The sequence below is a fragment of the Myxococcales bacterium genome, assembly GCA_016703425.1.
Classification (GTDB): Bacteria; Myxococcota_A; Polyangia; order Polyangiales; family Polyangiaceae; genus JADJCA01.
The window spans coordinates 15,908-40,682 of the sequence record JADJCA010000027.1; the positions used below are offsets into that span (position 1 = coordinate 15,908).

The window sequence follows — 24,775 nt, forward strand, 5'->3', positions numbered from 1 at the left end:
TTGGAGGAACTCATGCATCGAATCTCGTTCGCCACCTTGTTCGCCTCGTCGGTTGCCATCGTTTCTCTTGGATGCGCCGGTGCCACCGATGGCGCGACCGCCTCGGCGAGCGACGTCGCCACGCAGGCGGCGGAGCTCGAATCGGCTCAGTGTTCGCTTCAGCAAGTGGCCGCAGCCGCGGACGGATGCCGCACCACGTTTGAGAGCTGCATCGCGGCGGACGGTGCCGACCCCCAAGCGTGTCGCGCCCAGTTGGAGTCGTGTCTGCCGGTGCCACCGCCCGGCGTGGGCGCTGGCCCTCGCGGCCCCCATGGCGGTGGGCCTGACGGTGACGGTCCTCGTGGTCCGCGCGGTCCGAGGCCGGAGGGTCCGCCCCCGGGCACACCGCCTTCACTCGACGGTGGCGCGCCGCCACCCCCGCCGCCAGGCGCAGGTGAAGGCCCCGGCGGCGGGCACGGTCCACGTCCGCCGCTCGACAGCGACGGCGGCCGTCCCGAAGGGCCCGAGGGGCGGGGACGAGGTGGTCCCGGTGGGCCCGGCCCGCACCCCGAGCCCGCGGCCGTGAGGGCGTGTCACGACACGCTGCGCACCTGCATCGAAGGCGGCGGCGACAAGGTGACGTGTTTCGAAGAAGCGCATCGGTGCGTGCGCCAGGCCTTCGAGGCAGCCTTCGTTGCTGCGTGCACCGACGTGAAAGCCAAGTGTGACGCTGGCGACGTCCCCGCGGAGGTGTGTGCGAAGGCGACGGCTCGTTGCGACGGCGGGATCGCGCCGCCCGAGGGCGCGCCGACGGCGCCGCAGTGCGCGGTCCCCGCAGCGAACTGAGTTGCTCCAAAGCGCGCGCCGCGATCCGTCTTGCGACGGCGTCGCGGCCGCGCGATTTTGTGGGACGTGGTTCGGCTCCAGCCCGCTAGGCTCTGGAGCATGTTCTTTCGCTCCACGCGTGTGCTCTTGCCCGAAGGCGAAAGGGCCTCTGCCGTTGAAGTCATGGGCCGCCGCGTCGTGCGCGTCGTGGCCTACGACGCGGTGCCGCCGGGTGCGCCGCTCACGGACTGTGGGTCCCACGTGCTGATGCCCGGCGTGGTCGACACGCACGTGCACGTGAACGAGCCCGGGCGCACGGAATGGGAGGGATTTCAGACGGCAACGCGCGCCGCCGCCGCCGGTGGGGTGACGACGCTCGTCGACATGCCGCTCAACAGCATCCCCGCGACGACGAGCCTCCGCGCCCTCGACGAGAAGCGAGCCGCCGCTGAAGGGAAGTGTGTCGTCGACGTGGGCTTCTCTGGTGGCGTCGTGCCGGGCAATGTCGCGGAGCTCGGCCCGATGATCGACGCGGGCGTCGTGGCCTTCAAGTGTTTCCTCTGCGAGTCCGGCGTCGATGAGTTTGCCAACGTCAGCGAAGGCGATCTGCGCCGCGCGATGCCCGCCCTCGCCGAGCGAGGCGTGACGCTCCTCGCGCACGCCGAGCTTCCTCTTGTGCTCGACGAAGCGGCGAAGGCGGCGAAGGGCCTATCGCCGGAGGCCGCCCGTCGCTACGCGAGCTACCTCGCGAGCCGCCCCAAGACGGCCGAGGATCGCGCCGTCGAGCTACTCCTTCGGCTCGCCCGTGAGACCAAGGCGAAGACGCACGTCGTTCACCTCTCTTCGGCCGACGCCCTCGCGTCGCTGCGTCAGGCCAAGGACGAGGGTGTGCCGCTTCACGCGGAGACTTGCCCCCACTACCTCACGCTCTCCGCCGAGGAGATCCCCGACGGCGCGACCGAATACAAATGCGCGCCCCCAATCCGCGAAGCGCAAAACCGCGAACGCCTGTGGGCCGCCCTCCGCGAAGGCCTCATCGATCAGGTCGTCACCGACCATTCGCCGTCGACGCCCGCGCTCAAGTGCGCCGACACGGGCGACTTCCTGGCGGCTTGGGGAGGCATCTCGTCGCTCGAGTTGGGACTCTCGCTCGTCTGGACCGAGGCCACGAAGCGAGGTCTCTCGCTCGCCGACGTCTCGCGTCTCCTCTCCGGCGCACCGGCCGCGCTCGTGGGCCTCAGCGATCGCAAGGGCCGCATCGCCCCGGGCTTCGACGCCGACTTCGTCGTGTTCGATCCCGACCGCGAGCGCTTCGTCGAGCCGACCGCGCTGCAGCACCGGCACAAGCTGACACCCTACGCCAAGCGCACCTTGCGGGGGTGCGTCGTCGCCACGTTCGTCGGCGGCGAAAAGGTTTACGACGGAGCGTCGGTCGTCCTCTCTACGGCGGGTCGCCTCGTTCGCCGCGTGTCCTAGACGGAACCGAAAGGGCGGCGTAAGAAGGCCCATGGCCGACGCAGCCCCCACTCTCTTGCCCTTCATGGAGCTTCCGGACCTCGCCGCCGAACGGACCGGCGGCGCCGTCTTGTGGGCCAACGACGACTTCTTCGCCGAGAAGGAGAACCTCCTCAAGGCGGCCGCCGCCGTCTTTGTCGAGGGAAAGTACACCGATCGTGGCAAGTGGATGGACGGCTGGGAGTCGCGGCGTCGCCGCGTGCCTGGTCACGATCGCTGCATCGTGCGCTTGGGCCTCCCTGGCGTCATCCGCGGCGTCGTCGTCGACACGGCGTTCTTTCGCGGCAACTTCCCCCAAGCGTGCTCCATCGAGGGGGCCTCGTTCACGGGTCAGCCGACGGAGGCGCAGCTCTTGGCGGATGACGTCGAGTGGTCGGAGCTTCTCCCGAAGGTCGAGCTGCGCGGCGACACGAAGAACGTCTTTCCAATCGCAGGCGCCACCGAGGCGCGCATCACGCACCTCCGCTTCAACATCTTCCCTGACGGCGGCGTGGCGCGCCTTCGGGTTCACGGCGAGCCTATTCCCGAGCCCCGCTTCATGGGCAAAGTCGGTGCGACCGTCGACCTGGCGGCCCTCGAGCACGGCGCGCAGGTCGTCTTGTGCAACGACATGTTCTTCGGCTCGCGCCACAACCTCATCTTGCCGGGCCCCTCGACGCACATGGGCGATGGCTGGGAGACGCGTCGCAGTCGGAAGGACGCGCCCGACTGGGCCCTCCTCAAGCTCGCAGGCGAAGGAGAGCTTGAGCACCTCGAGGTCGACACGAGCCACTTCAAGGGGAACTTCCCCGAGAGCTGCGCGCTCTACGGCGCCGCGTTCCCCGAGGGCGCGACCCCTTCTGTCGATGACAAGGCATGGCAGCCGGTCCTAGGCAGGACGAAGCTCATGGCGCACACGCGCCATCGCTACGACGAACTCCTCTCGCGCGGGCCCTACACGCACCTCCGACTCGACATCTTCCCCGACGGTGGCATCGCGCGCCTGCGCGTCTTTGGCTCGCTCACGAGCGGGGGGCGCGAGTTCGTGGCACTGCGTCACCTGCGGCTGCTGTCGCGCAGCGGGCGCGCCTCATTGCTCTTGGCCATGTGCGGCTCCAAGCGCTGGGTCGACGGCCTGGTCGATGCCAACGTGAGCGACAAGGCCGCGCTCTTCGGCGCCGCCGAGGCGTCCTTCGCCAAGCTCGACCGGGACGACTGGCTCGAGGCCTTCCGCGCCCATCCCAAGATTGGCCAAAAGAAGGCGCACGTCGACACCGGCGCCCAAGCGGCGGCCTTCGCCAGCGGCGAGCAGGCCCGCGTCGCCGACGCCAAAGGCGACGTCTTGAGCAAACTCTCCGCCGTCAACGAGGCCTACGAGACGCGCTTTGGCTTCATCTACATCGTCTGCGCGACCGGTAAGTCGGCCGACGAGATGCTCGCCATCGCCGAAGAGCGCATGACCCACGAGCCGGCCCGCGAGATCACCGTCGCAGCCGACGAGCAGAAGAAGATCACGCGGCTAAGGCTCGAGAAGTTCCTCGCGGGACGCGCCTGAGCTATCCCGCCGACCATCCCGCTGACCGATCGGCTAAGAAGGACGCACCATGGGCATCACGACACACGTTCTCGACACGGCGCGCGGCAAACCTGCGGCGGGCGTTCCCGTCGCTCTCGAGGTTCGCGTCCAGGATGGCTGGCAAAACGTGGGGCGTGGCATGACCGACGCCGACGGACGCCTTCGCACGCTCACCGACGGCCACGAGGTGCGAAACGCCACGTACGCCATCACCTTCGAGACCGACGCCTATTTCACAGCGCAGGCCCAGTCGGGCTTCTACCCGGTCGTTCGCATCGAGTTTCGCGTGACGGAGGCGGGCGCGCACCACCACGTGCCGCTGCTCCTCTCGCCGTTCGGATTTTCCACCTACCGAGGGAGCTGAGCATGTCGAGTCGACACACGGTGGTCTTCGTTCTGTTCGCGGCCGTGGTCGTTGCCGGCGCAGCGGTCGGCTGCAGGGCAACGGAAGAGTCCTTCTGCGCTTCTTACAAGCTTAGCTACGTGAAGCGGTGCACCGAGTCATGCATGCAGGTGCAAGTCAGCAAGTCGGCGCCGCAGGCTTGCGAGGCGCAGTGCACACAATCGCTCCCGCTCGACACCACTTGGGCCGCGAGCTGCGGCTCGGCGCGCGCCTTGCCGGGCGCGGCACCGCCGCCAAGCGCCTCAACCAAGTAGGCGACTCTGCCCTCCGCGAGGCACGGCCGCAGCAGGATGCTTCGCGTTACCGAAGCTCTTCAGCGGGGACGCGGAACGTTTGACTGATCGTGGCCTTGAGCGGCAACGTGAACCAGAAGCGACTTCCGCGCGACGGCTCGCTCGATACGCGGAGCTTTCCGCCGAGGATCTTGATGAGGTTCGCAGCGATGACGTGCGGCTCGGCCGCGAGGCCGTCGCGCGGAACCAAAGACCAGATGGCCGCAACAACGGCCGGTTGCGTTCCCGGGCCCGTGTCCGCGACCTCGAAGCGTACGAGCGGATGCTCGTCGGTCCCGTCGGCGCACACCACGAGGACCACCGAGCCGCACGTCGTCGTGCGGAGCGCGTGACTCGCCAACATCGTCAGCACGTGGCGTAAGCATTCGGGGTGACCCGCGAGACGCTCCGGCAACTCGGCGTCGATGGCTGTCTCGATGCCGACGCTTCGATGGTTCGCGAACTCTCGCAGCGGCGCAACGACCTCGCGTACAAGGTCCGCGAGGGAGAACGTCACGGCGGCCGGATCTGCTGGGGCACCGATCATGCTTGGCATTGGGGGCGAGCGACGAGCGTCTCTCTTCCGAAAGAACGGCACCGGCGGCCCAAGCTGAAGGCCCGCCGTCGCGGCGCGAGTTCTGCGCGTTCAGAGCTTGAGGAGCGTTCGCAGGTGGCGCATCGGTGGCGAGCCGTGGGCGAGTACGCCATCGTTGAAGGCTCGCTCCGCGAAGGTCGGTCGCTTCTCCGCGGCGAGGCGCAACCGCATCATCTCCCGAAAGCCATAGTAGTAGGTCGAGAGTTGCGTGCTCGTGAGCCGCGCCCGCTTCCACTTGCCGACGGCCTCGCCTTCCTCTTGAAAGGCCTCCTCGGTCATCAGCGCGAGCGCCTGCTTCTCATCCATGGCGCCGGCGTGAATGCCGAAGTCCAAGACGGCGTTCGCGGCCATGCGCAGGGCCATCTTCTGCCGCATGAGCCGCGTCTTCGGGCCTCCAAAGCCGTGTTTCGCCATGAGCCATTCGGTGTAAACGGCCCAGCCCTCGACGAACGGTCCGCTGCTGTAGATGGCGCGCACGCCGGACTTGAAGCGGTTCGCGTGCATCGCCTGGAGGAAGTGCCCCGGCATCGCCTCGTGCACCGTGAGGTTCCGCAACATGTTGCGGTTGTACTCGCGGTAGAAGGACGTCACGCGGTCCTTGCTCCAGTCTTTGGGCGTCGGCGCGATGGCGTAGAACGACTCCTGCCGCGTCTCGAGAGGGCCCGTCGAATCGCAATAGGCGATGGAGACACCGCGACGGTATTCGGGCATCTCGATGACGCGGCACGCCTCCTCCGGGATGCGCACGAGGTCTTTGCTCTGTACGAAGGTCGTCGCGGCGCTGAGCATCTCCGTGGCTTCCGTCACGATGCTCGTGTTGGTGGGGCGGTCTTCCGCCAGCTTCGCGAGCACGCTGCGCACGAGACCGCGCTTCTCCGCGGCCGTCGCGCTCTTGGGCGGCGGACCTTTCATGAGCTCGGGCCACGCCGCCAGGGCCGTCTCAACCATCGCGTCGCGCGTCTCCGTGAGGAGCGCGCGGGCGCTGTCGGCGAGCTCACGCGGCGAAACCTCCGGGTCGTCGAGGACGAAGCGGAGCTTCTTCTCGAAGCGCTCGGGCCCGAGGCGGAAGTCGGCGGTGCTGCGCGGGAGGAGCGTGCCCTCGAGGAACTGCTGAAAGTCTCGGAGCGCAGTCTCGGCGCGCTTGGCCGCCGGGGCGACGGCGCCGCGCGCCGCCGGCGAGCGATTCAGGTGCTCCTCGAGCCCCGTCGCCACGAGGGCGATGAGGCCACGGTTTTGCTCGATGGCCGTCTCCGTGTGCACGCGCGACGGCGTGCCGAGGCGCGCCTTCGCCTGTTCGACGACGGTGGGCAGGCCATTGAGGCGAGAGGCGAGGCTCTGAAGGCGCGTGGCGAGCGGCGCGAAGTCACGGCTCACGAAGGGGTCGAGGCCGTCGCCCATGAGCGCCGTCCACTCGAGCGGGTTGTCGCGCAGCGGCCGGAGCTCCGCTTGACTGAAGCGCGCGAACGCGACTTGCGTTCGTAAGATGCTGAAGTCGACGCGCGCCTCCTCGGAGAGTCTCGTCTCGTCGATGCCGTCGAGCTCGGAAGAGACCGTGTCGTAGAGGGCGCGCTCCTTCGCGTCGCCTTGCTCCGAGAGGTCGGGCCAGTGGCCGTCGCGACGGTGGTCGCCAAGGCTTGTCGCGACGTCGGGGCGCAGCTCGAGCGTTTGCTCGAGGAAGCGGGCCGAGATGGCGCCGAAGAGCTCGTCCTCGTCGCGGCGCGGCGTCCGCGACGTCGTCGTCACCAGCACCCGCGACGACGCGGACGGCGAAGGCCGCGGCGCTGTCGAGGTCGGCAGCGGGTCGGCGCCGCAAGAGATGGCAAGGCCAAAGACCACGAAGGGAGCCCATCGCATGCGCGCACGGTACTCGCCGTTGGCGCGCTCGTCACCCGCGCACGTGGTTTCGCGAGCGCCCATCGGGCTCTTCGCGGATTCGGGCTTCGTAGTCGGCGGGCGTCTCGCTGACGCTGGTCGCGAAGAAGCCCGAATCTTCGCGTCGGTAGACCGCGGCTCGGTAGGGGTAGAGCTCTGCGATCTTCGCGATCTCCCCCTGAAGCGCGTCTTCGGAGAACCACACGGACTGACAGCGCGCGCAGCGATGGTGCGCGCTCTCGAGCCCGCGCTTCTCCACGAACGCGAGAAAGCCGGCGCAGCCGGCGACGGGGCACCGGAACGAGAGGCCCGGCGCGCGCGATGGCCGCGCGTCTTCGGTCTCCCGTTCGACGCGATGCAAGGTGAAGCGACGACACTCGGGGCACCCAACGGGCAGCTCAAGCATGGCCGTCGCCAGCGACGCGCGCGCTGCGTCGGCCTGGTCAGGCGTTGGACGAATGGTGCGACCGCAGCTCGTGCAGGCGAGCTTCATGGCGTCTTCTTTCCTCGCGGGGGAGTGCTTGGCGGCTTGCCGTTCGGCAAGGTGGGCTTCTTGGTCGCCGTGTCCTTCGGCAGGGGCGGCGGCCCTGGAATGCGCGGCGACTTGCGGGCCACGCGCGTCGGGACGTCGTCGTCGTCGCTGGGCTTAGGCTTCATGACTTTCGTCGGCGCCTCGTCGGCGTCCGATTCGAGCCAGTCCGACTCGACCGGAATCGTAGGCGTTGACGGCGGCTCGAGCCAATCGACCTGCACCTCGACCGTGAGTCGACGTTGGTGGAGGCTCGCCGCTGCGCGTTCGGCGCCGGGGCCCGGCGGCGTGCCCGTCGACGAGGGCGTGCTGGAGGGCTTGGCGTTAGCTTTGGAGCTGGCCGCGGCCGGTGCCCTGGAGGGCGGCTTTGATGGCGGCTTTGTAGCGACCGGCTTCGGCGCGGCGCTAGCGCCTGTTGGCCGGGGCGGGACCTTTGGCAACGCCTGCTTGCTCGTGATGCCCGTTGCCTTCAGCGGAGGCGTCGATTTCGCTTTCGTCGGGGCCCGCGGCGGCACGAGCGTTGTGGGCGGTTCGTCTTCGTCGAACCAGCCGGCATCGACCTCCTCCGTTTGGGGCGGCTTCGAGGGGCGAGCGCTGTCGCCTTTGTCTTTGCGGGCCGCCATGAGGAGAGGTGCAGCGAGCTGCGAAGGGGAGAGCTTACGCTGGATGTGGGCGCCAAAAAAGCATCAGCGTAGGTGCGAGGGGGCGGGCTGGCTGAGATACGTCCGCCTGCGGGCGCGCGCCGCGGCGACTACCTCTCGCGCAGCATCGGAGGTATGACGCACCGATGAGCACCGACCGCGCGCTTTCGCATTTCGAGGCCCACAAGGCCGCCTACCTGAACGATCTCGAAACGCTCGTGCGCATCCCGAGCGTCTCTTTTCCCGGTTTCGATCCCGCCCACGTGCGCAAGAGCGCGGAGGCCGTCGCGTCGCTGCTCAAGGAGCGCGGCTTCGAGCACGTGCAATTGTTGGAAATCGAGGGCGCGCACCCGTACGTCTACGGCGATCTCTTGAAGGCGCCGGGCAAGCCCACGCTCCTGCTCTACGCGCACCACGACGTGCAGCCGCCCGGCGACGAGGCGGCGTGGGCCAGTCCGCCCTTCGAGCCGACGCTGCGCGATGGACGCCTCTTTGCGCGCGGAGCCGCCGACGACAAAGCCGGCGTCGTCGCACACCTCGGCCGTCGACGCGTTCCTCAAGGCCGTGGCGCGCTGCCGCTCAACGTAAAGATCCTCGTCGAGGGCGAAGAGGAGATCGGCTCCACGCACCTGGGGACGTTTCTTCGCAGTCATGTGAAGCTGCTCGCCGCCGACGCCATTGTGCTGACGGACACGAGCAATTTCGACACGGGCCTGCCGTCCATCACCACGTCGTTGCGCGGCCTCGTCACCGTCGACGTCGAGGTGCGCGCGCTCAAGCAGTCGGTGCATTCGGGCATGTGGGGCGGGGCGGTGCCCGATCCGACGATGGCGCTGTGCCGCATGCTAGCGACGTTGACGAACGCCGACGGTTCCATCGCGATCCCGGGTGTCCTCGAGAACGTTCGCCCGCTCACCGATGCGGAGCGCCGATCCATCGAGTCGTTGCCCTGCACCGCCCTCGACTTCCGCAGGCAAGCGGGGCTCGTGCCGTCGGCCGAGCTGCTCGGCGGCGGGCGTCACCCGTGGGAGAGCTGCTGGCGTCAGCCGTCGCTCTCCGTCAACGCCTTCCAGGCGAGCTCACGCAAGGACGCCCGCAACATCCTGTGCGAGTCGGCCTGGGCGCGCGTCGGCATCCGCCTCGTGCCCGACCTCGACGCAAAGGCGGTGCAAAGAGCCCTCGTCGACGCGCTCAAGCGCGCCGTGCCCTGGGGCCTTGAGTGCATCATCCACGAGGAAGAGGGCGCCGGCCCCTGGTACACCGAGTCCACGGGCCCGGCCTTCACGGCGGCCAAGAAGGCGCTCGAGAAGGGCTTCGGCACGGCGCCGGTCACGATGGGGTGTGGCGGCTCCATTCCCTTCGTGGAGCCTTTCGCCCGTGAGCTCGGCGGTGTGCCGGCGCTCCTCATCGGCGTCGAGGATCCGTATACCAACGCGCACTCGGAGAACGAGAGCTTGCACATCCTCGACTGGGAAAAGTCGGTCAAGAGCGCCATCCACCTCTACGAAGAGCTGGCGTGCGTCCTGCCGGCGAGAGCGGTCAGCGGGTCGTAAGGAGGCTCGCTGTGAAGCTGGGGCGCAGGTAGAAGCCGCGCGGCACCGTCCTTATGGCTTCGCCGTCGGGCCCCACGAGGCGCATGCGCGCCGAGCCGTCGGCGGCTTTCGGTCGCGCCTGAAGGATTCGCCCCACGTGCGCCGTCAACGTCTCCGCGCCGCCGAGCGCAATGGCGCCCATGATGTCGTCAAAGTCGGCGTGCAAGAGCGCGTCTTGCTCTTCCGAGGGCGACCACAAGAAGGCCGAACCGACGATCCGCTCGGCGAAAGGCGTTCGGCGCTCGCGGGCGCGAATGGGAACGAACAAGACGAGGCTAAGCTTCTGCTTCGCCCATGACGTCGTCCATTCGGCGCGATCAGCGTCGGCGGCGGGGACGCGGCAGACGTACGTCGACTCCAGCGGCGCACCCTTGCCGTCCAAGGGAATCGTCTTCAGCTCCACGCGAAGGTCCGGGAAGTCGTGCCGCGCGAGCGAGCCTCCCGTCGCGCCGAGAAGCACCTCCAAGAGGGCGCCCGGCTTGCCTTTCGCGTGCACACCGTGGCCGAGCGCGAGGCCGGCGCGTTCCGAGAGGCTCCCAAGCGACAGGCCCGCGAGCGCCCGGGCTCGGGCCATGAGCTCGTCGATGGACTGGGGCGCCGTCACGGCTGCGAGTATGGGCCGACTCCCGCTGCCGCGAAAGGTGCGAGCGCGGTGCATAGGAGGCCAGTGGGGCGTCGCGTCGGAGGCCTCGACGACCATGACGTTGCCGTCGCAGGCGACTTCGGCGAAGCTCATCCGTTATGAGGGTCTTGACGCGTCTCACGCCCGCCGCGGCGCTCCTTCTCGTCGCGTCTTGGGGACGCGCGGAAGAGCCAAACGCCGCAGGGGCAGCGCGCCGTTCCGCGCGCACCTTCATTCCGACAGCGCGCCTCGACGTGAACACGTTGTCGAAGCTCCTGCTCGAGCGCTCGCCCGGCCTTCAAGACGAACGCCTTCGCCTCGACCTCGCCGGGACCGACACGCGCCAGAGTCGGCTCTACGACAACCCGCAGCTCGATGGGAGCTGGGCGACGATACCCATCGGCGAGACGAACCCCGCGGGGTTGCAGAAGCCGCTGGCGAACGTGCCCAACTACTCCGTGGGAGTCAGCTATCGGTTCCTTCTCGGCAAGCGCGGGCCGCGCATCGAGCGCGCGCCAGCGCTGGAGCGAAGCGCCCGCCAGAACCTCGCCGCGGCGACGCGTCGCGAGGCGTTTCAACTGGCCGGGGTCATCGGCGCGGTCGCCGCCGCCTCGCTCCGCATCGAGAGGCTCCGAACGTTGCTCGACGAAGGGAAGGGCTCGCTCGACGTCGCTCGCGCCCGCATGAGCGCCGGCTCCGGCACGCCGCTCGAGGTAGACCGGCTCGAGATTGAGCTGAGTCGCGTGGCCCAGCAGGTGCTCGCGTCCGAGGGCGATCTCGCGGCGGCGCTCTCGCTCTGCAGCGGGTTCGTCGGCATGCCTTGCGTGGCCTTCCCCTCGACGGCGGAAGGAAAGACGTTTCTCTTGGGTTTCGCCGACGGCGTGCGCGACGCCAACGTCGATGTCGAGAGGCGCCCCGACGTGCAGGCGCTCGAGGCGGACCGCGCCGCGGCAGCGTCGGAGCGTGAGTTGGCGCGGGCGCAAGCGCTGCCCGACCCCACGGTGCGCCTCGGCTACACCAACGACCGCTTCGTCGCCGCCGGCAACCAAGAGAACTCCCTGAACGTCTCGGTCGCCCTGCCGCTGCCGCTCCTCGATCGAGGCCAAGCGCAGGTCGCCGCGGCGGAGGCCAAGGAGGATCGCGCGCGCCTCCAGCGTGAGCTCCTGACGGATGCAGCGCGTGCACGCATCGACGCGTTGCGGCTCGTCCTCCAAGCCATCGCTCGAAGGCAACGCGTCCTCGAAACCGAGATGCTCCCGCGCGCGCGGGCCGTCGTGAACGATCTCGAGCGCGCCGTCGGTAGCCGCCTCATTCCGGTGACCGACTTGATTCAGGCCCGGCGCACGCTCGCGGAGCTCCTTCTCGAGGAAATCGACGCCTTTGGCGACGCATTTCGCGCTTCCGTCGAACTCATGGGAGAATTGGGCCTCACGGAACTCGGAGGAGGCAGGTGAGCGTGCATCAGCCCAAGCCCCACGGCGCCGCGGGAGAGGAGGCTCCCGTCTTGGAGTCGAACCCGTTCCCAAGCATCGCGCCGGTGCGCGTGCCGAGCAGCGTGCCGCGCGTGCGGCGCCTCATCACCGACGGCACGGCGCGGACGTACCTCTTGATCGGCGCCCTCTTCGGCGCCGTCACGGCGACGGCGGTGACCATCGCCGTCATGCGTTCCAGTCACCGCGTCGGTGTCGCGCCCCGTCCCCCCGCGCCGTTCGTCGTCGAGCCGGGCGTCGGCGTGAAGCTCACGAGCGGCGGCTACCAGCCGATGCGTTTCGACGCGAAGCCCGCGGAGCTGAGCGCGCCGCTCGCCCGGCCGCCGGTCACGGCGCGCGTGGCGACGCTCGAGAGCTACACCTCGCCGAGCTTCGCGCCGCTCGAAGGTCGAGTCGTCGAATCGGCGGTGCGCATCGGTTCGCACGTGAAGGCCGGCGACAGGCTCGTGCTCGTTCGTACCGGAGATCTCGCCGAGCTCAAGCGCTCCAAGCAAGCCGCGGAGCTGTCCATCTCCACGAAGCAGGCTCTCCTCACCCGCGTCGAGAAGCTTATCGAGTCGCGCGCCGCGTCGCAGAACGACCTCCTACTCGCACAGAGCGAGCTCAACGAGTCAAAGCTCGCGGCGCGCGCCGCTGGTGCGAAGATCAACGCGCTCGGCATCCGCGAAGAAGGCGAGACGGGTTACTGGGTTTTGGCCAATCGACCGGGCACCGTGGTGCAGCTCGACGCCGCGCCGGGCAAAGAGGTCGGACCCGACAAGGACAAGCCCGTCGCCACGGTAGCCGACCTCGCCGAGGTCTTGGTCATGGCCGACCTTCCGCAGCGCGACATGGGCGGGCTTGTTGTCGGAATGCCCGTGGCCATTCGCATGACCGGCGGCCAGCTCGATGCCATCACAGGAACGCTCGAGACCATCTCGGCCGTCCTCGACCCGGAGCGGCAAACGGTGCCGGTGCGCATCCTCGCCAAGAACGACGATGGCAAGCTCCGGCCTCATACCTTCGTCGAAGCGACGTTTCTGCCAAAGGAAGGCACCAAGCTCGTGACGGTTCCCACGGAGGCCGTGATCAGCGACGGCTCAATCTCCGTCGTGTTCGTCGAAGAGGAGCCGGGGGCGTTCCGTCGCCGCGTCGTTCAGGTCGGTCGCCAGACCAAGGAGCGGACCGAGCTGCTCTCCGGCGTGAAAGACGGCGAAAAGGTCGTCGTTCGCGGCGCCCTCTTGCTCTTGAACGCTGTTCGCTAACGGGCTTGGCCCTGGCGGGCCACCCTACGGTCCGCGCACGATGACGTCGAGCGACGGAAAGACGTCGACGGAGCGGACGCGCTCTCGCCTTACGGTGCCATCACCCGCGTCTACGAGCTGGGTGCGGTGCTGGTCGGACTCGTAGACGTGCCCCGACAGTTCAACGGCGATGCGGCGACCGATAGCGAACTCCAGCGCGAGGGCGCCGTGGAAGACGAGCGGTGAGCGAGCGACGTCGGTTCGGCGACCCATCGTGAGGGCTTCGGCGAGGACGCGTGCGCGGACAACGGTGCCGAGCGCGTGGCTGCCATTCGCGCCTGCGCGCGTGCGCAGGCCGGTGAGCGCGGGCGCGAACAGGAGCTCGACGGGCGCGTAGGTCTCGAGCGGCGTCGCCACGCGGTCGTTCAGCGGCACACCGAGCGCTGTTTCGAAGTGGAACGTGAGGAGCGTGGCGGCGTCGCGAGGCCCCGAGCTCGCCAAGACGCCGAGGCTCGGAACGAGCACCCAGCCGGGGCGCTGTCTCGACGTCTCCCACGTCGGAAAGAGAACGCCTTGCGTGAGTCGCATGGCACCCGTCGGGAGCGACAGACCGTAGGTGGACGCGAAGAGCCAGGAGCCCGCTCCGCCAAGCTTGAGGCGAACCTCGGCGTTCGGGGACAAGAGCAGCCACGAGAGCGCCTGTGTATCGAGCTCGAGGGCTTCGGAGAGCCCGAGACGCGCCGGCGACAAGAGGCCAATCGACCACGCACCGGGTGGCATGAGCGACGCCCCTTCGCGAGCCACGGGCGGCTCTGCCGCTGCGGGGCGGGGCGCGAAGACGAGCGCGGCGACGCTGAGAATGACCGCGCGCCTCATGGCGGCAAGATCCAATCGCCAACAACCGGCGCGTGATCGCTGAGCCGGTTCGGATCGGCGGTGATGCCGAGGCGCCCCGGCGCCTGCAAGACGTCGCTCCGACCAGGCGTCCAAGCGCTCCCCGGTGACGCAAAGAGGTAGTCGAGCGTGCGGTTCCAGAAGCCCCGCTCGCCACGAAAGTTCGCGCGCTCTGGCCCGAGGATCGAGTGCGAGTAGTAACGCGCCTGCGAAGCCTCCGTCGCGCCGAAGTCGGCCAGCGAAATGGCTGGCACGAAGCGGTCGAAGAAGGGCCGCATGGCCTCTGGCGTGTAGGGCGGCTGCTCGAACTCCGTGCCGAGTGACTTGGGGTGTTCGTCGGGAAAGTGGGCGAGTCGAACGGCGCCGGGAGGGAGCTCGTTGAAGTCGCCGCCCAGCACAAAGGGGCGAGGCTCGCGCCGCACCGCCTCCTCCACTTGCAAGAGCTGGCGCGTCTTGGTCCCATCCCGGTCGTACGCCTCGGTGTGCACCACAAAGGCGGCAACCTCGCGGCCGCCGAGGTCGAGCACCGCACGACCGAGCATGCGCTGGCCGTAGAAGTCGCGCGTGGCCCGCTTAGTTCGGTCCGCTGCGAGAGCCTCGTCTGATCGGCCGAGACGACCCGGTAGCGCGAGAAGACGGCGTTGCCCATGTCAACGCGGCCGAGGCCCTCGGACGGAACGTAGCGGCTGGCCCAGGTCTGAAAGTAGGCCGCGTAGTTCAGGTGCTCGGTCCCATCGAGGATTGCCTGGACCATGTCGACGTAAGCGCTGCGGCGCGAATTGACGTCGATCTCGTTGGTGAAGAGCACGTCGGGTTTTACCTCGCGGACGAGGGCGACGATGCTGCCGACGTTGGCGCTCACCTCGACTTGCGACATCTGAACGCGGTCGCCCCAGTAGTCGAACCAGAAGTCGATGCGTGCCGCACCGAACTTCACGTTCCAGGTCATGACGCGCAGCGACGATGGCTTGCTTGGCGTCGCAGCGAGAGAACCGCTACGGCGGAAGATCGGCGACGCCGCGTGCTCAAAGTCGAACGACTCGACGGGCCCCTCGCAGCCGTGAACGAAGGCCAACGCCGCGAGCAGCGCGAGACGCACGAACGAGCGCACGTGGCGACGCTACCATCGCTCCGCGGCGCGAGGCCCAACGATTGACGGGCGCCGCGCCGCTTCGTCAGGGCGACGGAGGACCGTTACCGCCGCTGCCGGAAGACGCGGCCTTCGCCGCCGCCTCCGCTTCGGCGAGCGTCGCCTCGATCTCGCCGACGTGCGCTCGGCCGAGGGACACAGCCATCTCCCCAAGCGCGCGGCGCGCCTCACGAGTCGTCAGCCGGCCCTTCTGAAAGTCGACGCAGATGAGGCACATCGCTTCGTTTTACGCGCCCGTCGCCCGTTTGTCGAAGAAGCAGGCCCGAATGTCCCGCCCGTGTCAGGTCATCTCGCCCATGGGGCGCAAGATGACGTTCACGACCCGCGTGCGTTCACGCGGCACAACCGCCAAGAGCACCGCCTCGGCGACGTCTTCCGCCGTCGAGAAGCCCTCCATCGCGGGCGAGCCGTGGCTCCGGCCGTCGCCGATGGCGAAGTGCGTCTCGACGCCGCCGGGACACACCAGCGAGACCTTGATGTTCTTTTGATAGAACTCTCGATCGAGCGACTGCGAGAGGGCCACCTGGGCGAACTTGGACATGCAATAGATGCCCTCGGACGGGTAACCGGCCAGGCCGGCGACGCTCGACACGTTGACGATGTTCCCGCCGCCCTTCGCGAGCATGTGCGGCACGACGGCCTTGCAGAAGAGCCACGTCGACTTGGCGTTGGTCGCCATGATTCGGTCGTAGTCGTCTTCCGTCCAATCAAGGAACGGGCGATAGCCGCCGATGCCCGCGTTGTTCACGAGGATGTCGATGCCGCCGAAGGCCTCGACGGCGCGCGCGACGCACGCGTTGACGTCCGCGGACTTGGTCACGTCGCCGGCTATGGCCAGGGCCTTGGTGCCCGACTTCTTGAGCGTGTCGGCGAGCGCGTCGAGGTCCTTTTGTGTGCGCGCGGTGGCGACGATGGTGGCGCCCTCCTTCGCGAGCGCGAGACAAGTCGCATGACCGATGCCGCGGCTGGCGCCCGTGACGAGCGCGACCTTGTTCGATAGGCGCATGGGGATCCTCTATTTCTCTCAGGCCCTGGCGGGCTCGCAATCGACTCTGGCCAAACGTCGCGGCGATGGTACCCGGTTTTTCAGCCGCCGCGCGCCAGCTCGGCGCTCGCACCAAAGTCAGCCTCAGGCGGCGCGTTGGGCGCGCGCGCGATCGAGGGCCACCGCGAGGACGATGATCGCGCCGGCGACGATCTCTTGCACCCAGCCCGGCATGCCGAGGTGGACCCCGCCGGTTTCGATCACGGTCATGAGCAGCGCGCCCAAGAGAGCGCCCACGACGCTCCCTTCGCCGCCGCTCAGCGAGCCACCACCGATGACCACCGCAGCGATGACCTTTAGCTCAAGGCCGATGGCGTCGGTCGGATCGCCAACGGTCAAGGTCGCAAACTCGAAGATCCCAGCCACGCCGGCCAGCAGACTCGACGCTGCGTACACGAGCACCTTCACGCGCGCCGTGTTTATCCCGACGAGGCGCGCCGTCGCCTCGTTGCTGCCGACGGCGAAGACGTGGCGGCCGAACCGAGTGCCCGTGAGCACGACGCCGACCACGATGGCGAGCGCGAGTGACGCCCAGAGGCTCGGCGAGACGACGTGCGTAGCTGCAACGAGGCGGTCGATGCCGCGCGGATCGCAGTCGATCTTCTGCTCGCTGGCGATGCCCTTGGCGAGGCCTCGCAGCATCGACATCGAGCCGAGCGTGACGACGAAGGGCAACATCTTGAAGCGGCCGATGACGAGCCCGACGAAGGCGCCGAGCGTCGTCGCCGCGCCCACGGCGAGGAGGCACGCGACGGCGGGGGAGACGCCCTTGGTGAGGAGCTTCGCCACGAGCACCGTCGTGAGTGCCACGAGCGAGCCGGTCGCCAAGTCGATGCCGCCGGTGGCGATGACCATGGTCATACCGAGGGAGCAGACCGCGACGACGACGGTGCGTTGCGCCATTGATGCCGTGTTGGCGCCGCGCAGGAAGGTGTCCGGCGCGAGCACGGCGAAGAGCGCGTAGACGACCAGCAGCGCCACGAGGGGGCCGATCCACGATGGCAGCTTGCGGGCTGCGCTTCTCATGACGCGGCCTCCAGCAGCAGCGCCTCTTCGTTCCAGTCTTCGGCAGAGCGAAACTCGCCGAGGACGCCTCGGCGGAGGACGGCGATGCGATGGCACACGGCGAGGAGTTCGTCGAACTGGCTCGACACGAGGACGATGGCCTTGCCACGCGATGCGAGTTCGCCGAAGAGCGCGAGCACCTGCCGCTTGCTGCTGAGGTCGATGCCGCGCGTCGGTTCGTCAACGAGCAGAAGATCAAAGTCCTCCCGCAGCAGGCGCGCCAGTTGGACCTTCTGCTGGTTGCCGCCGGAGAGGTCGCGCACGCGCTGGTCGGGCCCCTTGGCACGAATGGCCAGCTCGTCGAGCCAGCGCGCCGCCGCCGCGTTGGCCTTGCCCGGGGGCAGCCATCGCGCACCGCGCGGCGAGAGCACGATGTTGTCGGCGATGGACCGGTCGAGCATGAGCCCCTCGCCGCCGCGATCTTCGCTCAAGAGTCCGATGCGTGGCGCGCCCTGAGCCGTGAGAAGCTCGCGTAGCAAGCGGGATCGACCCGAGCCGACAAGGCCGGCGATGCCGACGATCTCGCCGCCGCGAACGGCGAAGCCGCCGTGCGCGAGGAGCGTCTTGCCGGCCGTCGCATTGGATACCGCGCGTTCTGTGGCGCCGGCCGACTCGCCAAGGAGGGCCTTGACCAGCGCGTCCGGCGTGACCGCCCGCGCATCGCCGCGCGCGACCACGGCGCCGTCTCTAAGCACCGTGTAGCGGTCGGCGTGCCTTGGGACGTCATTCAAGAAGTGCGTCACGAGGATCACGCTGAGGCCGCCGCTGGCCATCTTGCGCACATTCGCGAAGAGTCGGTGCGCGTCGTCTTTCGCGAGGCTCGACGTCGGCTCGTCGAGGACGAGCAGGCGTGCCCTGGTGACGCCGTCATGGTCGATGCCTGCCTGCGCGAGCGCTCGCGCGATCTCGACCAGCTGAACCTCGGCAACACTCAGGTCACGCACGCGTGCACCAAGCGCGATGCGATGCGCGTCACCGGCGGCGAAGGCGAGGGCACGGCTCGCGCGCGCGTCTCGCTCGCGTGGCGAGATGACGCCGAAGCGCGTGGGCTCGTGGCCGAGCAGGATATTTTCGGCGACCGTGAGGTGTCCGCAGGCGGTGCGCTCTTGCGGCACCATGACGACGCCCAGGGCCCGCGCCGCTCGGGCGCTGCTCGGCGCATAGGGGGCATCGTCAAGCGTCATGCGGCCCGCGGTGGCCGTCTCGAGGCCAAGCACGATCCGCATGAGCGTGCTCTTGCCCGCGCCGTTGTGGCCGAGGAGCGCGTGGACTTCGCCAGAGCCGAGCGAGAGTGAGACGTCGCTCAGCACGGCTGTCTCGCCGAACCTCTTGCCGATGCCTTCGAGGCGAAGTCGCATGCGCGCTCTAGTCGTTCAGCCACTTCTTGAGGTCTGGCTGCACGAGCTCCTTGATCTCGGGGTCGTCGAGGTTGGCCTTGGTGACAAGCCGCGCGCCGGTGTCGATGCGGCGCTCCACGGCCTTTCCGCGGAGGTGATCGACCATGGCCTTGGTCGCGAGGTAGCCCATGCGGAAGGGGTTCTGCACGACCAGGCCGTCGATGTCGCCGTCGCGCAAGGCTCCGACCAGCTTCTCCGAAGCGTCGAAGCCGACGAGCTTCACCTTTTTGGCCGAGCCGGTCTTTCGGAGCGCGAGGAGCATCCCGAAGGTGGTGGACTCGTTGGGCGTAAACACGCCGGCGAGGGGAGCCTTCTGCGCCACGAGCAGACTCTCGGATTTCTGGAACGCGCTCTCCGTCGTGGCGCCTCCGTATTGGTTGTCGCTCACGACCGTGAAGGCGCTCATGGTGCGGAGTGCGTCGAGGGCACCCTTCTCGCGGTTCTGCGTGCTCGCCGAGCCCTCTTGGTAGCGAAGCACGACGACGTTGCCCTTGCCCACCGACTTGGAGAGCGCGTCGGCCGCTATCTTGCCGGCGGCGACGTTGTCGGTGGCGACAAAGCTCACGTGCTCGTCGCCTTGAAGGTCTGAGTCGAAGATCACGACCGGAATCTTGGCGTCTTTGGCGGCGCGCACCGGCGCCTTGAGCGCGCTGTCGTTGAGCGGCGCGAGCACGATGCCGCTGACGCCTTGCGCCACGAAGGTCTGTACCACGTCGATTTGCGCGCGCAGGTCGTCCTCCTTGAGCGGGCCCTTCCAGACCACGTCGACGTCGAGTTCGCGCGAAGCCTTGACGACGCCGGCGTGGACGCTCTTCCAGAACTCGTGCGTGGTTCCCTTGGGGACGACCGCGATCTTCAGGCGTGCGGGCTTTGCGGCGGTCGCGCCGCCGTCGGCGGACGTCGTCGCGTCACGGGAGCAGGCCGTGAGCGCCAGCGCGAGCGTGGCGAGGGCGAGGGAAGGGGAACGAAACATGGCGCCATGCTACGACCCTCAAAGGCCCGCGCGATAGCGCGGCGAACGCCGAGGCCCTTGGGCTCGAGGCGCTCAGGGCCCACGCCTCTCGGGCCCACGCCTCTCGGGCCCACGGCTCTCAGGCCCACGGCTCTCAGGACGGGAGCGCGCGCCCGAGCGCCGCGACCGCGGCATCAACGCGATCGAGCGGCGCCGTCAGCGGCGGAACGAGGTAGACGCAGTCGCCGATGGGGCGCACGAGGAGCCCCTCGTCGAGAGCGCGTAAGTGGAGCGCGAGCCCCTCGCGTTGCGAAGCTGAATACGGATGCCCCGTTCTTGGATCGACGAGGCGTGCGGCCGCGATGGCGCCCAGGGTCCGAGCGTCTCTGAGCGCCGGATGCGCGGCGAGCGTTCGCCACGCAGCGCGCAGCGTCGTCGCCAGCGCCGCCGCGTGCTCCAAGACTCGCGTCTCTTCAAAGAGCGCGAGGCTCTCGGCGGCCACGGCGCAGGCGATGGGGTTGGCCGTGTAGCTGTGGCCGTGGAGGAACGCACGGCCGTCGCCCGGCTCTCCCCAAAAGTCGTCGAAGAGTGCGTCGGTCGCGCACGTGACGGCGAGCGGCAAGAGGCCGCCGGTCAACATCTTCGACAGGCAGAGCACGTCGGGGACGACACCCGCTTGTTCCGAGGCGAGGAACGTTCCCGTGCGACCGAAGCCCGTCATCACCTCGTCGAAGATCAGCGAGACGCCGTGCGCGGTGCATTGCGCGCGTAGCGTGCGCAAGAGCTCCGGCGGCCACATGAACATCCCGCCGGCGCCTTGAACCAAGGGCTCGCACACGAACGCCGCGAGCTGGGCACCGCAGGTGTCGAAGTAGAGCTCGAGGGCGCGCGCCGCCGACTCGATGCGCGCGTGCGCTTCGGCGTCGTGCCCATCGCGGTCGCCAGTGACGAGGCGACGCGGGTCGCTCGGGACCTCCGCGCGCTCGCAGCGCAAAAGGAGCGGCGCGAAGACCGACGTCATGAAGTTCTCGAGCTCGCCGACGCCGACGGCGCCCAGCGTGTCGCCGTGGTAGGCGCCGCGAAGGGCGCCGATCTTCGTGCGCTGCCGCTCGCCGCGCTGGAAGGCCGCCTGAAACGTCATTTTGAGGGCGACTTCGACCGACGTCGAGCCGTTGTCGGAGAAGAAGAGCCGGGAGAGCGCCTTTGGCAATCGCTCGGTCAAGCGCGCCGTGAGGTCGATGGCTGGCGCGTGGGTGAAGCCCGCGAACATGGCGTGGTCAAGCGCGGCGGCTTGTCGCGCGAGTGCGGCAACCAGGCGCGGCGGGCAATGACCGTGGAGCGAAGTCCACCAGCTCGCGGTGCCGTCGAAGATGGTTCGGCCGTCGGCTAGCACGAGATCCACGCCGCTGCCGCCCACCACGGCGAGCGGTGGCGCCGTCTCGTGCTCCTTCATCTGAGTGAACGGGTGCCAGATGTGGCGTCGATCAAAGTCGATGCGTTCGGGCCAAGAGCGGTTGTCCACGGCGCGGTTATACGTCGGAAGGAGGCGCCGTTTTCCGCAAAGCACCGTGGGGGAAAGGCGATCCGGCTGTTACCCGCGCGAGTGTGGCGAACGCGTGACGCGCCACAAATCCGCGCGCCAATTGCCGCGTGTGGGACTGGCACGCACCTCGCTTGGGCGGGGGGTGGAGGTCACGCGATGAATCGTTTTGCGGTGTTGGTGGTCGGGGCTTTGGCGTGTTTGCAAGGCTGCGCCGGGGCCGACGCGACGGAGGACGGTCCGGCGTCGGAGACGGCCGCGCTTACGGCGCACACGCAAGCGAGCGACGCGGACATCAAGGCGAAGCTCACGTCGATCCTTCGCGACGTCACGTTCATGAGTGAGAGCGACTACCCATACCTCGTGCTTGAGGCCGAGGGCGGCGGGGCCAAGAAGCTCACGAGCAAGACGGTTCGGACGAAGCTCGCTGCCATGGTGAAAGAGAACGCTTCGTCGCAGCGCGACATCACGAAGCGCACGTGTCGCGCCGAGAAGCTCACGCTCGCCGACGTCCTTGCGGACGCGAACCTCACGGATCCGGAAGAGAGAGACGCGCGCCAAGCAGGCCTCGCGGTCAAGTACATGACCGAGCAACTGCGCGGCGTCGTCGGGTACACCTTCGGCACCAACGCGTCGGGCGATCAGGATGAAGAAGGCCCCGTCGTCTACGTGTACGTCGGCATCTCGCGCACCACGGGCAAGCTCATCGCGATCATGAGCCGTCTACACCTGAACCGTCTACACCTGAAACAGGGCGTCGCCGCGCGCTTCGCTAAGGCTGAACGCCCACGGACCCAACGCTCGCTTCGAGCCCGCCCTGCAGCGTGAAGACCCCGAGGTCCGTCACGCCGCCGTTGGGTTCGAAGCGCAGCCGCCTCACGCCTTCGACTTCTGCGACGAGGATCAGGCCCTTCAAGGTGCCGTCGCCCACGACGACGGGGCTCGTCGGGAGCTGTGGCTTGGCGCCCATGAGGCTCGCGAACTTGCCGCCGCTCGTGGCCATGCCGCTTGGGGCGAGCGACAGGACGTAGAAGGCATCGATGGAGCCGCCGCCAGCGGCGGTAACAAGGGCCGTGTTGCCATAGGGCGAGACGACGACCCCCGAAGGGCCCTCGATGTCGAGCACCGCGACCTTCGTCAGGCCCGTCGCGAGGGACACGACACCGACGCGATTCGTGCCGAGGAATTCGTTGGCGTCGCTGACGAGTCCGACCTTCCCATCGGGCGTCACGTCGAGTCCCTTGGCGATGGCGTTGCCATCGCCGAAGAGCGCCGTCGAGCTCTCGAGCTTGACGGGCCGTGATGCCACGTCGAGAAGGAAGATGTCGTGGTCTGCTGCGGCTCCCGGCGCGGACGCCGCGCTCACGAGCAGCTTGCTCGACGTCGGCAAGAGCCGAAGGGCCGTCGAGCCCGGCGACTCGAAGATTCGTCCCCGGTACGTGGGCGTGCCGTCGCAGGCGATCTCGACCTCGTGAATCCCGCCCGTGGTCTTGCGGTTCGAGTCGGCGATGAAGAGTCGTGAGCCATCGGCGGAAAAGACAGCGGCGTCGGCGTAGAAGCTCTCCTTGCCGAACTTCGCGGCGACCACGTCCGCGGTACCCGAAGGCGTCATCCGGAAGATGCCCAGCGAGCCGTCGTCATCTTGGACCGCGATCCCGATCTCGCCGTCGGGGCTGAAGAAGATGGGAGCGTTGAAGTTGCGGCCCATGGTGAAGTGCGCGCCGTCGCGCGCCAGCTTGCCGTCGAGGCCGAGGTGAATGATTTCGTAGTCCGTCGCCTTTTCGCCGTTTTGATCCGACGGGTGCGAGACGATGACGGCGCGAACGCGGTCGCCCGTCACGGCCTTGCGCACGCACGCGGTGACACCGGGCGCCGACGCGTCCGTGGCGCCGCTCGCTCCGTCGGGCGTGGCTGCGGCGCCGGCATCGGAGGCCGCAGGGCCGCTTGGCGTGGCTGACTCGGACGACGAGCAAGCGAAGGCGGTGAGGAGTGCACCCAACAGGGCAGTGCGCGTCGGCAGGACCGCGGCAAACGAGAGCCGATTCATAAGAACTCCAAGCGAGAGAACAGCGAGCCAAGCAAGGCCCAAGCAAGACCGGAAGAGGGTACAGCGACTCGTGGCGGTGTCGAGCCGGGACGCAGTCTTACCGCAATATTCCTGCGCATTTTGCGGGGCGCGGTAGGCCTAAAGTCCTCCCGTGGGGATCGTGCGATCCAGGGCACGACGAGCGACCGGTCACCCCGCCGCTCGCGCTGTGGGCCGATCCTGCCGCCTGCGTTGCACGTCGGTGTTGGCCGCTGGAATATCCTACTCCCACCGCCCACCATGTCGCATCGCGCCCGGCGCGGCGCTGCCATTGCATGGTGGGCGACATGCCCCGCCCCGCCCTCGCCGCCTCTGCCATCTCTGCCCTCGTGGTCGCCGCCGTTGCCTGCGGCGGGACGAACAGCTCCGAGTTCGGAGGGCCGCCGGGCTCCGCGCCATCGGGCCCTGCAGCCGACTTCACCACCGAATCGGCGGGGCCGAAGAGCACCCTCGATCCGTGCGTCACCGACGCGAAGTCAGCGAACCTCGAGAAGGTGAACCTCGTCTTCATGTACGACCGGTCCGGCAGCATGGGCGACACGGCGAACACGCCGCCCTTTGACCCCAAGCAGAAGTGGATCCCTGTTGGCGCGGGCATGAAGGCCTTCTTCGCCGACCCCGTCTCGAAGACGATGAGCGCGTCGCTCGCGTTCTTTCCCCAAGGCGGGGACGTCGCCTCGAACTGCGCCGCGCCGTACTCCGCGCCGACGGTGCCGCTCGGCTCCCTGAACGACGCCGCAAAGTTTGTTTCCGCCATCGACGCGACGCAGCCGAAAGGCGGCACGCCGACCTTGCCTGCGCTCCAAGGCGCCATCCAATACGCGAAGACCGTGGCGGCGCAGAAGCCCGACGAGAAGACCGTCATCGTGCTTGTCACCGACGGCGAGCCGGGCTTCATGATCAACGGCGCCTTCGAGACGGGGTGCCCCAACAACGACGTGGCCCACGTCGCCGCGGCCGCCGAAGCGGCGTTCAAGGCCACCCCGTCGATCCCGACCTACGTCATCGGCGTCGGGCCAGCGCTCACGAACCTCAACCGGATTGCGGCGGCTGGCGGTACGGGCACCGCGTCGATGGTGTCGGTCTCGGACCCGACAAAGACCGCCGCGACGTTCCAAGCGGTGCTCGACAAGATTCGTGGCCAGATCCTCTCGTGCGACTTCGCGCTTCCGCCCCCGCCAGCGGGAAAGCTGCTCGACGTCGACGCCGTCAACGTGGCGTATTCGTCGGGCGCAGGTGAGTCGATCCTGACCTACAGCGCCGACTGCGCCGGCGGCAGCGGCTGGCGCTACGACAACCTGGCAGGTCCGAGCCGCGTTCAGCTTTGCCCCGCGACCTGCGACGCCGCGCGAGCGGCCGGTGATGGAAAGCTCACCGTCGCCTTCGGGTGCAAGACCAAGGGCGACGTGCGCTGAGGGGCGCGCGGCCCGACGCCGCACCGGCGCGGATCCGTGTTCGGGCGCGGGGGACGGTCGCGTCGCGCTATAGTGGGACGCTGAGGCCACACCCTGAAGTCCATCGCAGTACCGGTCC

The 24,775-nt window shown here is 68.5% G+C and carries 25 protein-coding genes; 11 read left to right on the forward strand and 14 right to left on the reverse strand.

Annotation, left to right across the window (positions count from 1 at the left end; translation table 11 throughout):
• The first annotated feature begins 12 nt into the window (after nucleotides 1-12).
• From IPG50_32720 to IPG50_32740, 5 genes are all read left to right on the forward strand, one after another.
• Nucleotides 13-825, forward strand: coding sequence for a hypothetical protein (locus IPG50_32720; protein ID MBK6696912.1), 813 nt, complete (start codon nucleotides 13-15; stop codon nucleotides 823-825).
• A 99-nt stretch (nucleotides 826-924) separates the two neighbouring features.
• Nucleotides 925-2,280: an allantoinase AllB gene (gene allB / locus IPG50_32725; protein MBK6696913.1), complete on the forward strand. Its 1,356-nt coding sequence runs from the start codon at nucleotides 925-927 to the stop codon at nucleotides 2,278-2,280.
• Nucleotides 2,281-2,311: 31 nt separating this feature from the next.
• Complete coding sequence (gene alc, locus IPG50_32730; GenBank protein ID MBK6696914.1) at nucleotides 2,312-3,853, forward strand: allantoicase; 1,542 nt, start codon at nucleotides 2,312-2,314, stop codon at nucleotides 3,851-3,853.
• A gap of 49 nt (nucleotides 3,854-3,902) precedes the next feature.
• Complete coding sequence (gene uraH / locus IPG50_32735) at nucleotides 3,903-4,238, forward strand: hydroxyisourate hydrolase (GenBank protein MBK6696915.1); 336 nt, start codon at nucleotides 3,903-3,905, stop codon at nucleotides 4,236-4,238.
• A 2-nt stretch (nucleotides 4,239-4,240) separates the two neighbouring features.
• Nucleotides 4,241-4,531, forward strand: a complete 291-nt coding sequence (locus IPG50_32740) for a hypothetical protein (GenBank protein ID MBK6696916.1) — start codon at nucleotides 4,241-4,243, stop codon at nucleotides 4,529-4,531.
• A gap of 46 nt (nucleotides 4,532-4,577) precedes the next feature.
• On the opposite strand, the gene IPG50_32745 is transcribed toward IPG50_32740, so the two are convergent.
• From IPG50_32745 to IPG50_32760, 4 genes are all read right to left on the reverse strand, one after another.
• Nucleotides 4,578-5,066 (reverse strand): hypothetical protein, encoded by a 489-nt coding sequence (locus IPG50_32745; GenBank protein MBK6696917.1) that lies wholly within the window; start codon nucleotides 5,064-5,066, stop codon nucleotides 4,578-4,580.
• 129 nt (nucleotides 5,067-5,195) lie between these two features.
• Complete coding sequence (locus tag IPG50_32750; protein ID MBK6696918.1) at nucleotides 5,196-7,061, reverse strand: DUF885 domain-containing protein; 1,866 nt, start codon at nucleotides 7,059-7,061, stop codon at nucleotides 5,196-5,198.
• The gene (locus IPG50_32755) at nucleotides 7,030-7,509 is read right to left on the reverse strand and encodes a hypothetical protein (GenBank protein MBK6696919.1); all 480 of its coding nucleotides are present in this window, start codon (nucleotides 7,507-7,509) and stop codon (nucleotides 7,030-7,032) included. The genes IPG50_32750 and IPG50_32755 overlap by 32 nt, the downstream gene beginning before the upstream one ends.
• On the reverse strand, nucleotides 7,506-8,168 hold the full coding sequence (locus IPG50_32760) for a hypothetical protein (protein ID MBK6696920.1): 663 nt from the start codon (nucleotides 8,166-8,168) through the stop codon (nucleotides 7,506-7,508). The genes IPG50_32755 and IPG50_32760 overlap by 4 nt, the downstream gene beginning before the upstream one ends.
• A gap of 164 nt (nucleotides 8,169-8,332) precedes the next feature.
• Here IPG50_32760 and IPG50_32765 point away from each other — a divergent pair, with 164 nt between their 5' ends.
• Nucleotides 8,333-9,739 carry a M20/M25/M40 family metallo-hydrolase gene (locus IPG50_32765; GenBank protein MBK6696921.1) on the forward strand — a complete coding sequence of 469 codons (1,407 nt, stop codon included), beginning with the start codon at nucleotides 8,333-8,335 and terminating at the stop codon, nucleotides 9,737-9,739.
• On the opposite strand, the gene IPG50_32770 is transcribed toward IPG50_32765, so the two are convergent.
• Nucleotides 9,726-10,436 carry a DNA mismatch repair protein MutH gene (locus tag IPG50_32770; protein MBK6696922.1) on the reverse strand — a complete coding sequence of 237 codons (711 nt, stop codon included), beginning with the start codon at nucleotides 10,434-10,436 and terminating at the stop codon, nucleotides 9,726-9,728. The genes IPG50_32765 and IPG50_32770 overlap by 14 nt on opposite strands.
• Before the next feature lie 92 nt (nucleotides 10,437-10,528).
• On the opposite strand from IPG50_32770, the gene IPG50_32775 reads away from it, so the two are divergent.
• Both IPG50_32775 and IPG50_32780 read left to right on the forward strand, forming a co-directional pair.
• Nucleotides 10,529-11,854: a TolC family protein gene (locus tag IPG50_32775; GenBank protein MBK6696923.1), complete on the forward strand. Its 1,326-nt coding sequence runs from the start codon at nucleotides 10,529-10,531 to the stop codon at nucleotides 11,852-11,854.
• A 2-nt stretch (nucleotides 11,855-11,856) separates the two neighbouring features.
• Complete coding sequence (locus tag IPG50_32780; protein ID MBK6696924.1) at nucleotides 11,857-13,134, forward strand: efflux RND transporter periplasmic adaptor subunit; 1,278 nt, start codon at nucleotides 11,857-11,859, stop codon at nucleotides 13,132-13,134.
• 24 nt (nucleotides 13,135-13,158) lie between these two features.
• Here the strand turns inward: IPG50_32780 and IPG50_32785 are convergent, their stop codons facing one another.
• Together IPG50_32785 and IPG50_32790 are read right to left on the reverse strand one after the other, a co-directional pair.
• Nucleotides 13,159-13,989: a hypothetical protein gene (locus IPG50_32785; protein MBK6696925.1), complete on the reverse strand. Its 831-nt coding sequence runs from the start codon at nucleotides 13,987-13,989 to the stop codon at nucleotides 13,159-13,161.
• Nucleotides 13,986-14,549, reverse strand: a complete 564-nt coding sequence (locus tag IPG50_32790) for an endonuclease/exonuclease/phosphatase family protein (protein MBK6696926.1) — start codon at nucleotides 14,547-14,549, stop codon at nucleotides 13,986-13,988. Before IPG50_32790 ends, IPG50_32785 begins: the two co-directional genes overlap by 4 nt.
• 372 nt (nucleotides 14,550-14,921) lie before the next feature.
• Here IPG50_32790 and IPG50_32795 point away from each other — a divergent pair, with 372 nt between their 5' ends.
• Nucleotides 14,922-15,071: a hypothetical protein gene (locus IPG50_32795; protein ID MBK6696927.1), complete on the forward strand. Its 150-nt coding sequence runs from the start codon at nucleotides 14,922-14,924 to the stop codon at nucleotides 15,069-15,071.
• A 111-nt stretch (nucleotides 15,072-15,182) separates the two neighbouring features.
• On the opposite strand, the gene IPG50_32800 is transcribed toward IPG50_32795, so the two are convergent.
• From IPG50_32800 to bioA, 6 genes are all read right to left on the reverse strand, one after another.
• Nucleotides 15,183-15,374, reverse strand: coding sequence for a hypothetical protein (locus IPG50_32800; GenBank protein MBK6696928.1), 192 nt, complete (start codon nucleotides 15,372-15,374; stop codon nucleotides 15,183-15,185).
• Between the two features lie 63 nt (nucleotides 15,375-15,437).
• Nucleotides 15,438-16,163, reverse strand: coding sequence for an SDR family oxidoreductase (locus IPG50_32805; GenBank protein ID MBK6696929.1), 726 nt, complete (start codon nucleotides 16,161-16,163; stop codon nucleotides 15,438-15,440).
• Between the two features lie 123 nt (nucleotides 16,164-16,286).
• The gene (locus IPG50_32810) at nucleotides 16,287-17,228 is read right to left on the reverse strand and encodes an ABC transporter permease (protein MBK6696930.1); all 942 of its coding nucleotides are present in this window, start codon (nucleotides 17,226-17,228) and stop codon (nucleotides 16,287-16,289) included.
• Nucleotides 17,225-18,625, reverse strand: coding sequence for a sugar ABC transporter ATP-binding protein (locus IPG50_32815; protein ID MBK6696931.1), 1,401 nt, complete (start codon nucleotides 18,623-18,625; stop codon nucleotides 17,225-17,227). Before IPG50_32815 ends, IPG50_32810 begins: the two co-directional genes overlap by 4 nt.
• Nucleotides 18,626-18,632: 7 nt before the next feature.
• Complete coding sequence (locus tag IPG50_32820) at nucleotides 18,633-19,637, reverse strand: substrate-binding domain-containing protein (GenBank protein ID MBK6696932.1); 1,005 nt, start codon at nucleotides 19,635-19,637, stop codon at nucleotides 18,633-18,635.
• A gap of 133 nt (nucleotides 19,638-19,770) precedes the next feature.
• On the reverse strand, nucleotides 19,771-21,138 hold the full coding sequence (bioA, locus tag IPG50_32825; protein MBK6696933.1) for an adenosylmethionine--8-amino-7-oxononanoate transaminase: 1,368 nt from the start codon (nucleotides 21,136-21,138) through the stop codon (nucleotides 19,771-19,773).
• A gap of 177 nt (nucleotides 21,139-21,315) precedes the next feature.
• On the opposite strand from bioA, the gene IPG50_32830 reads away from it, so the two are divergent.
• Complete coding sequence (locus IPG50_32830; GenBank protein ID MBK6696934.1) at nucleotides 21,316-21,984, forward strand: hypothetical protein; 669 nt, start codon at nucleotides 21,316-21,318, stop codon at nucleotides 21,982-21,984.
• Here the strand turns inward: IPG50_32830 and IPG50_32835 are convergent.
• Complete coding sequence (locus tag IPG50_32835; GenBank protein MBK6696935.1) at nucleotides 21,929-23,203, reverse strand: hypothetical protein; 1,275 nt, start codon at nucleotides 23,201-23,203, stop codon at nucleotides 21,929-21,931. The two genes, IPG50_32830 and IPG50_32835, sit on opposite strands and share 56 nt — an antisense overlap.
• A gap of 326 nt (nucleotides 23,204-23,529) precedes the next feature.
• On the opposite strand from IPG50_32835, the gene IPG50_32840 reads away from it, so the two are divergent.
• Nucleotides 23,530-24,657 (forward strand): VWA domain-containing protein, encoded by a 1,128-nt coding sequence (locus IPG50_32840; protein MBK6696936.1) that lies wholly within the window; start codon nucleotides 23,530-23,532, stop codon nucleotides 24,655-24,657.
• Nucleotides 24,658-24,775 lie beyond the last annotated feature (118 nt).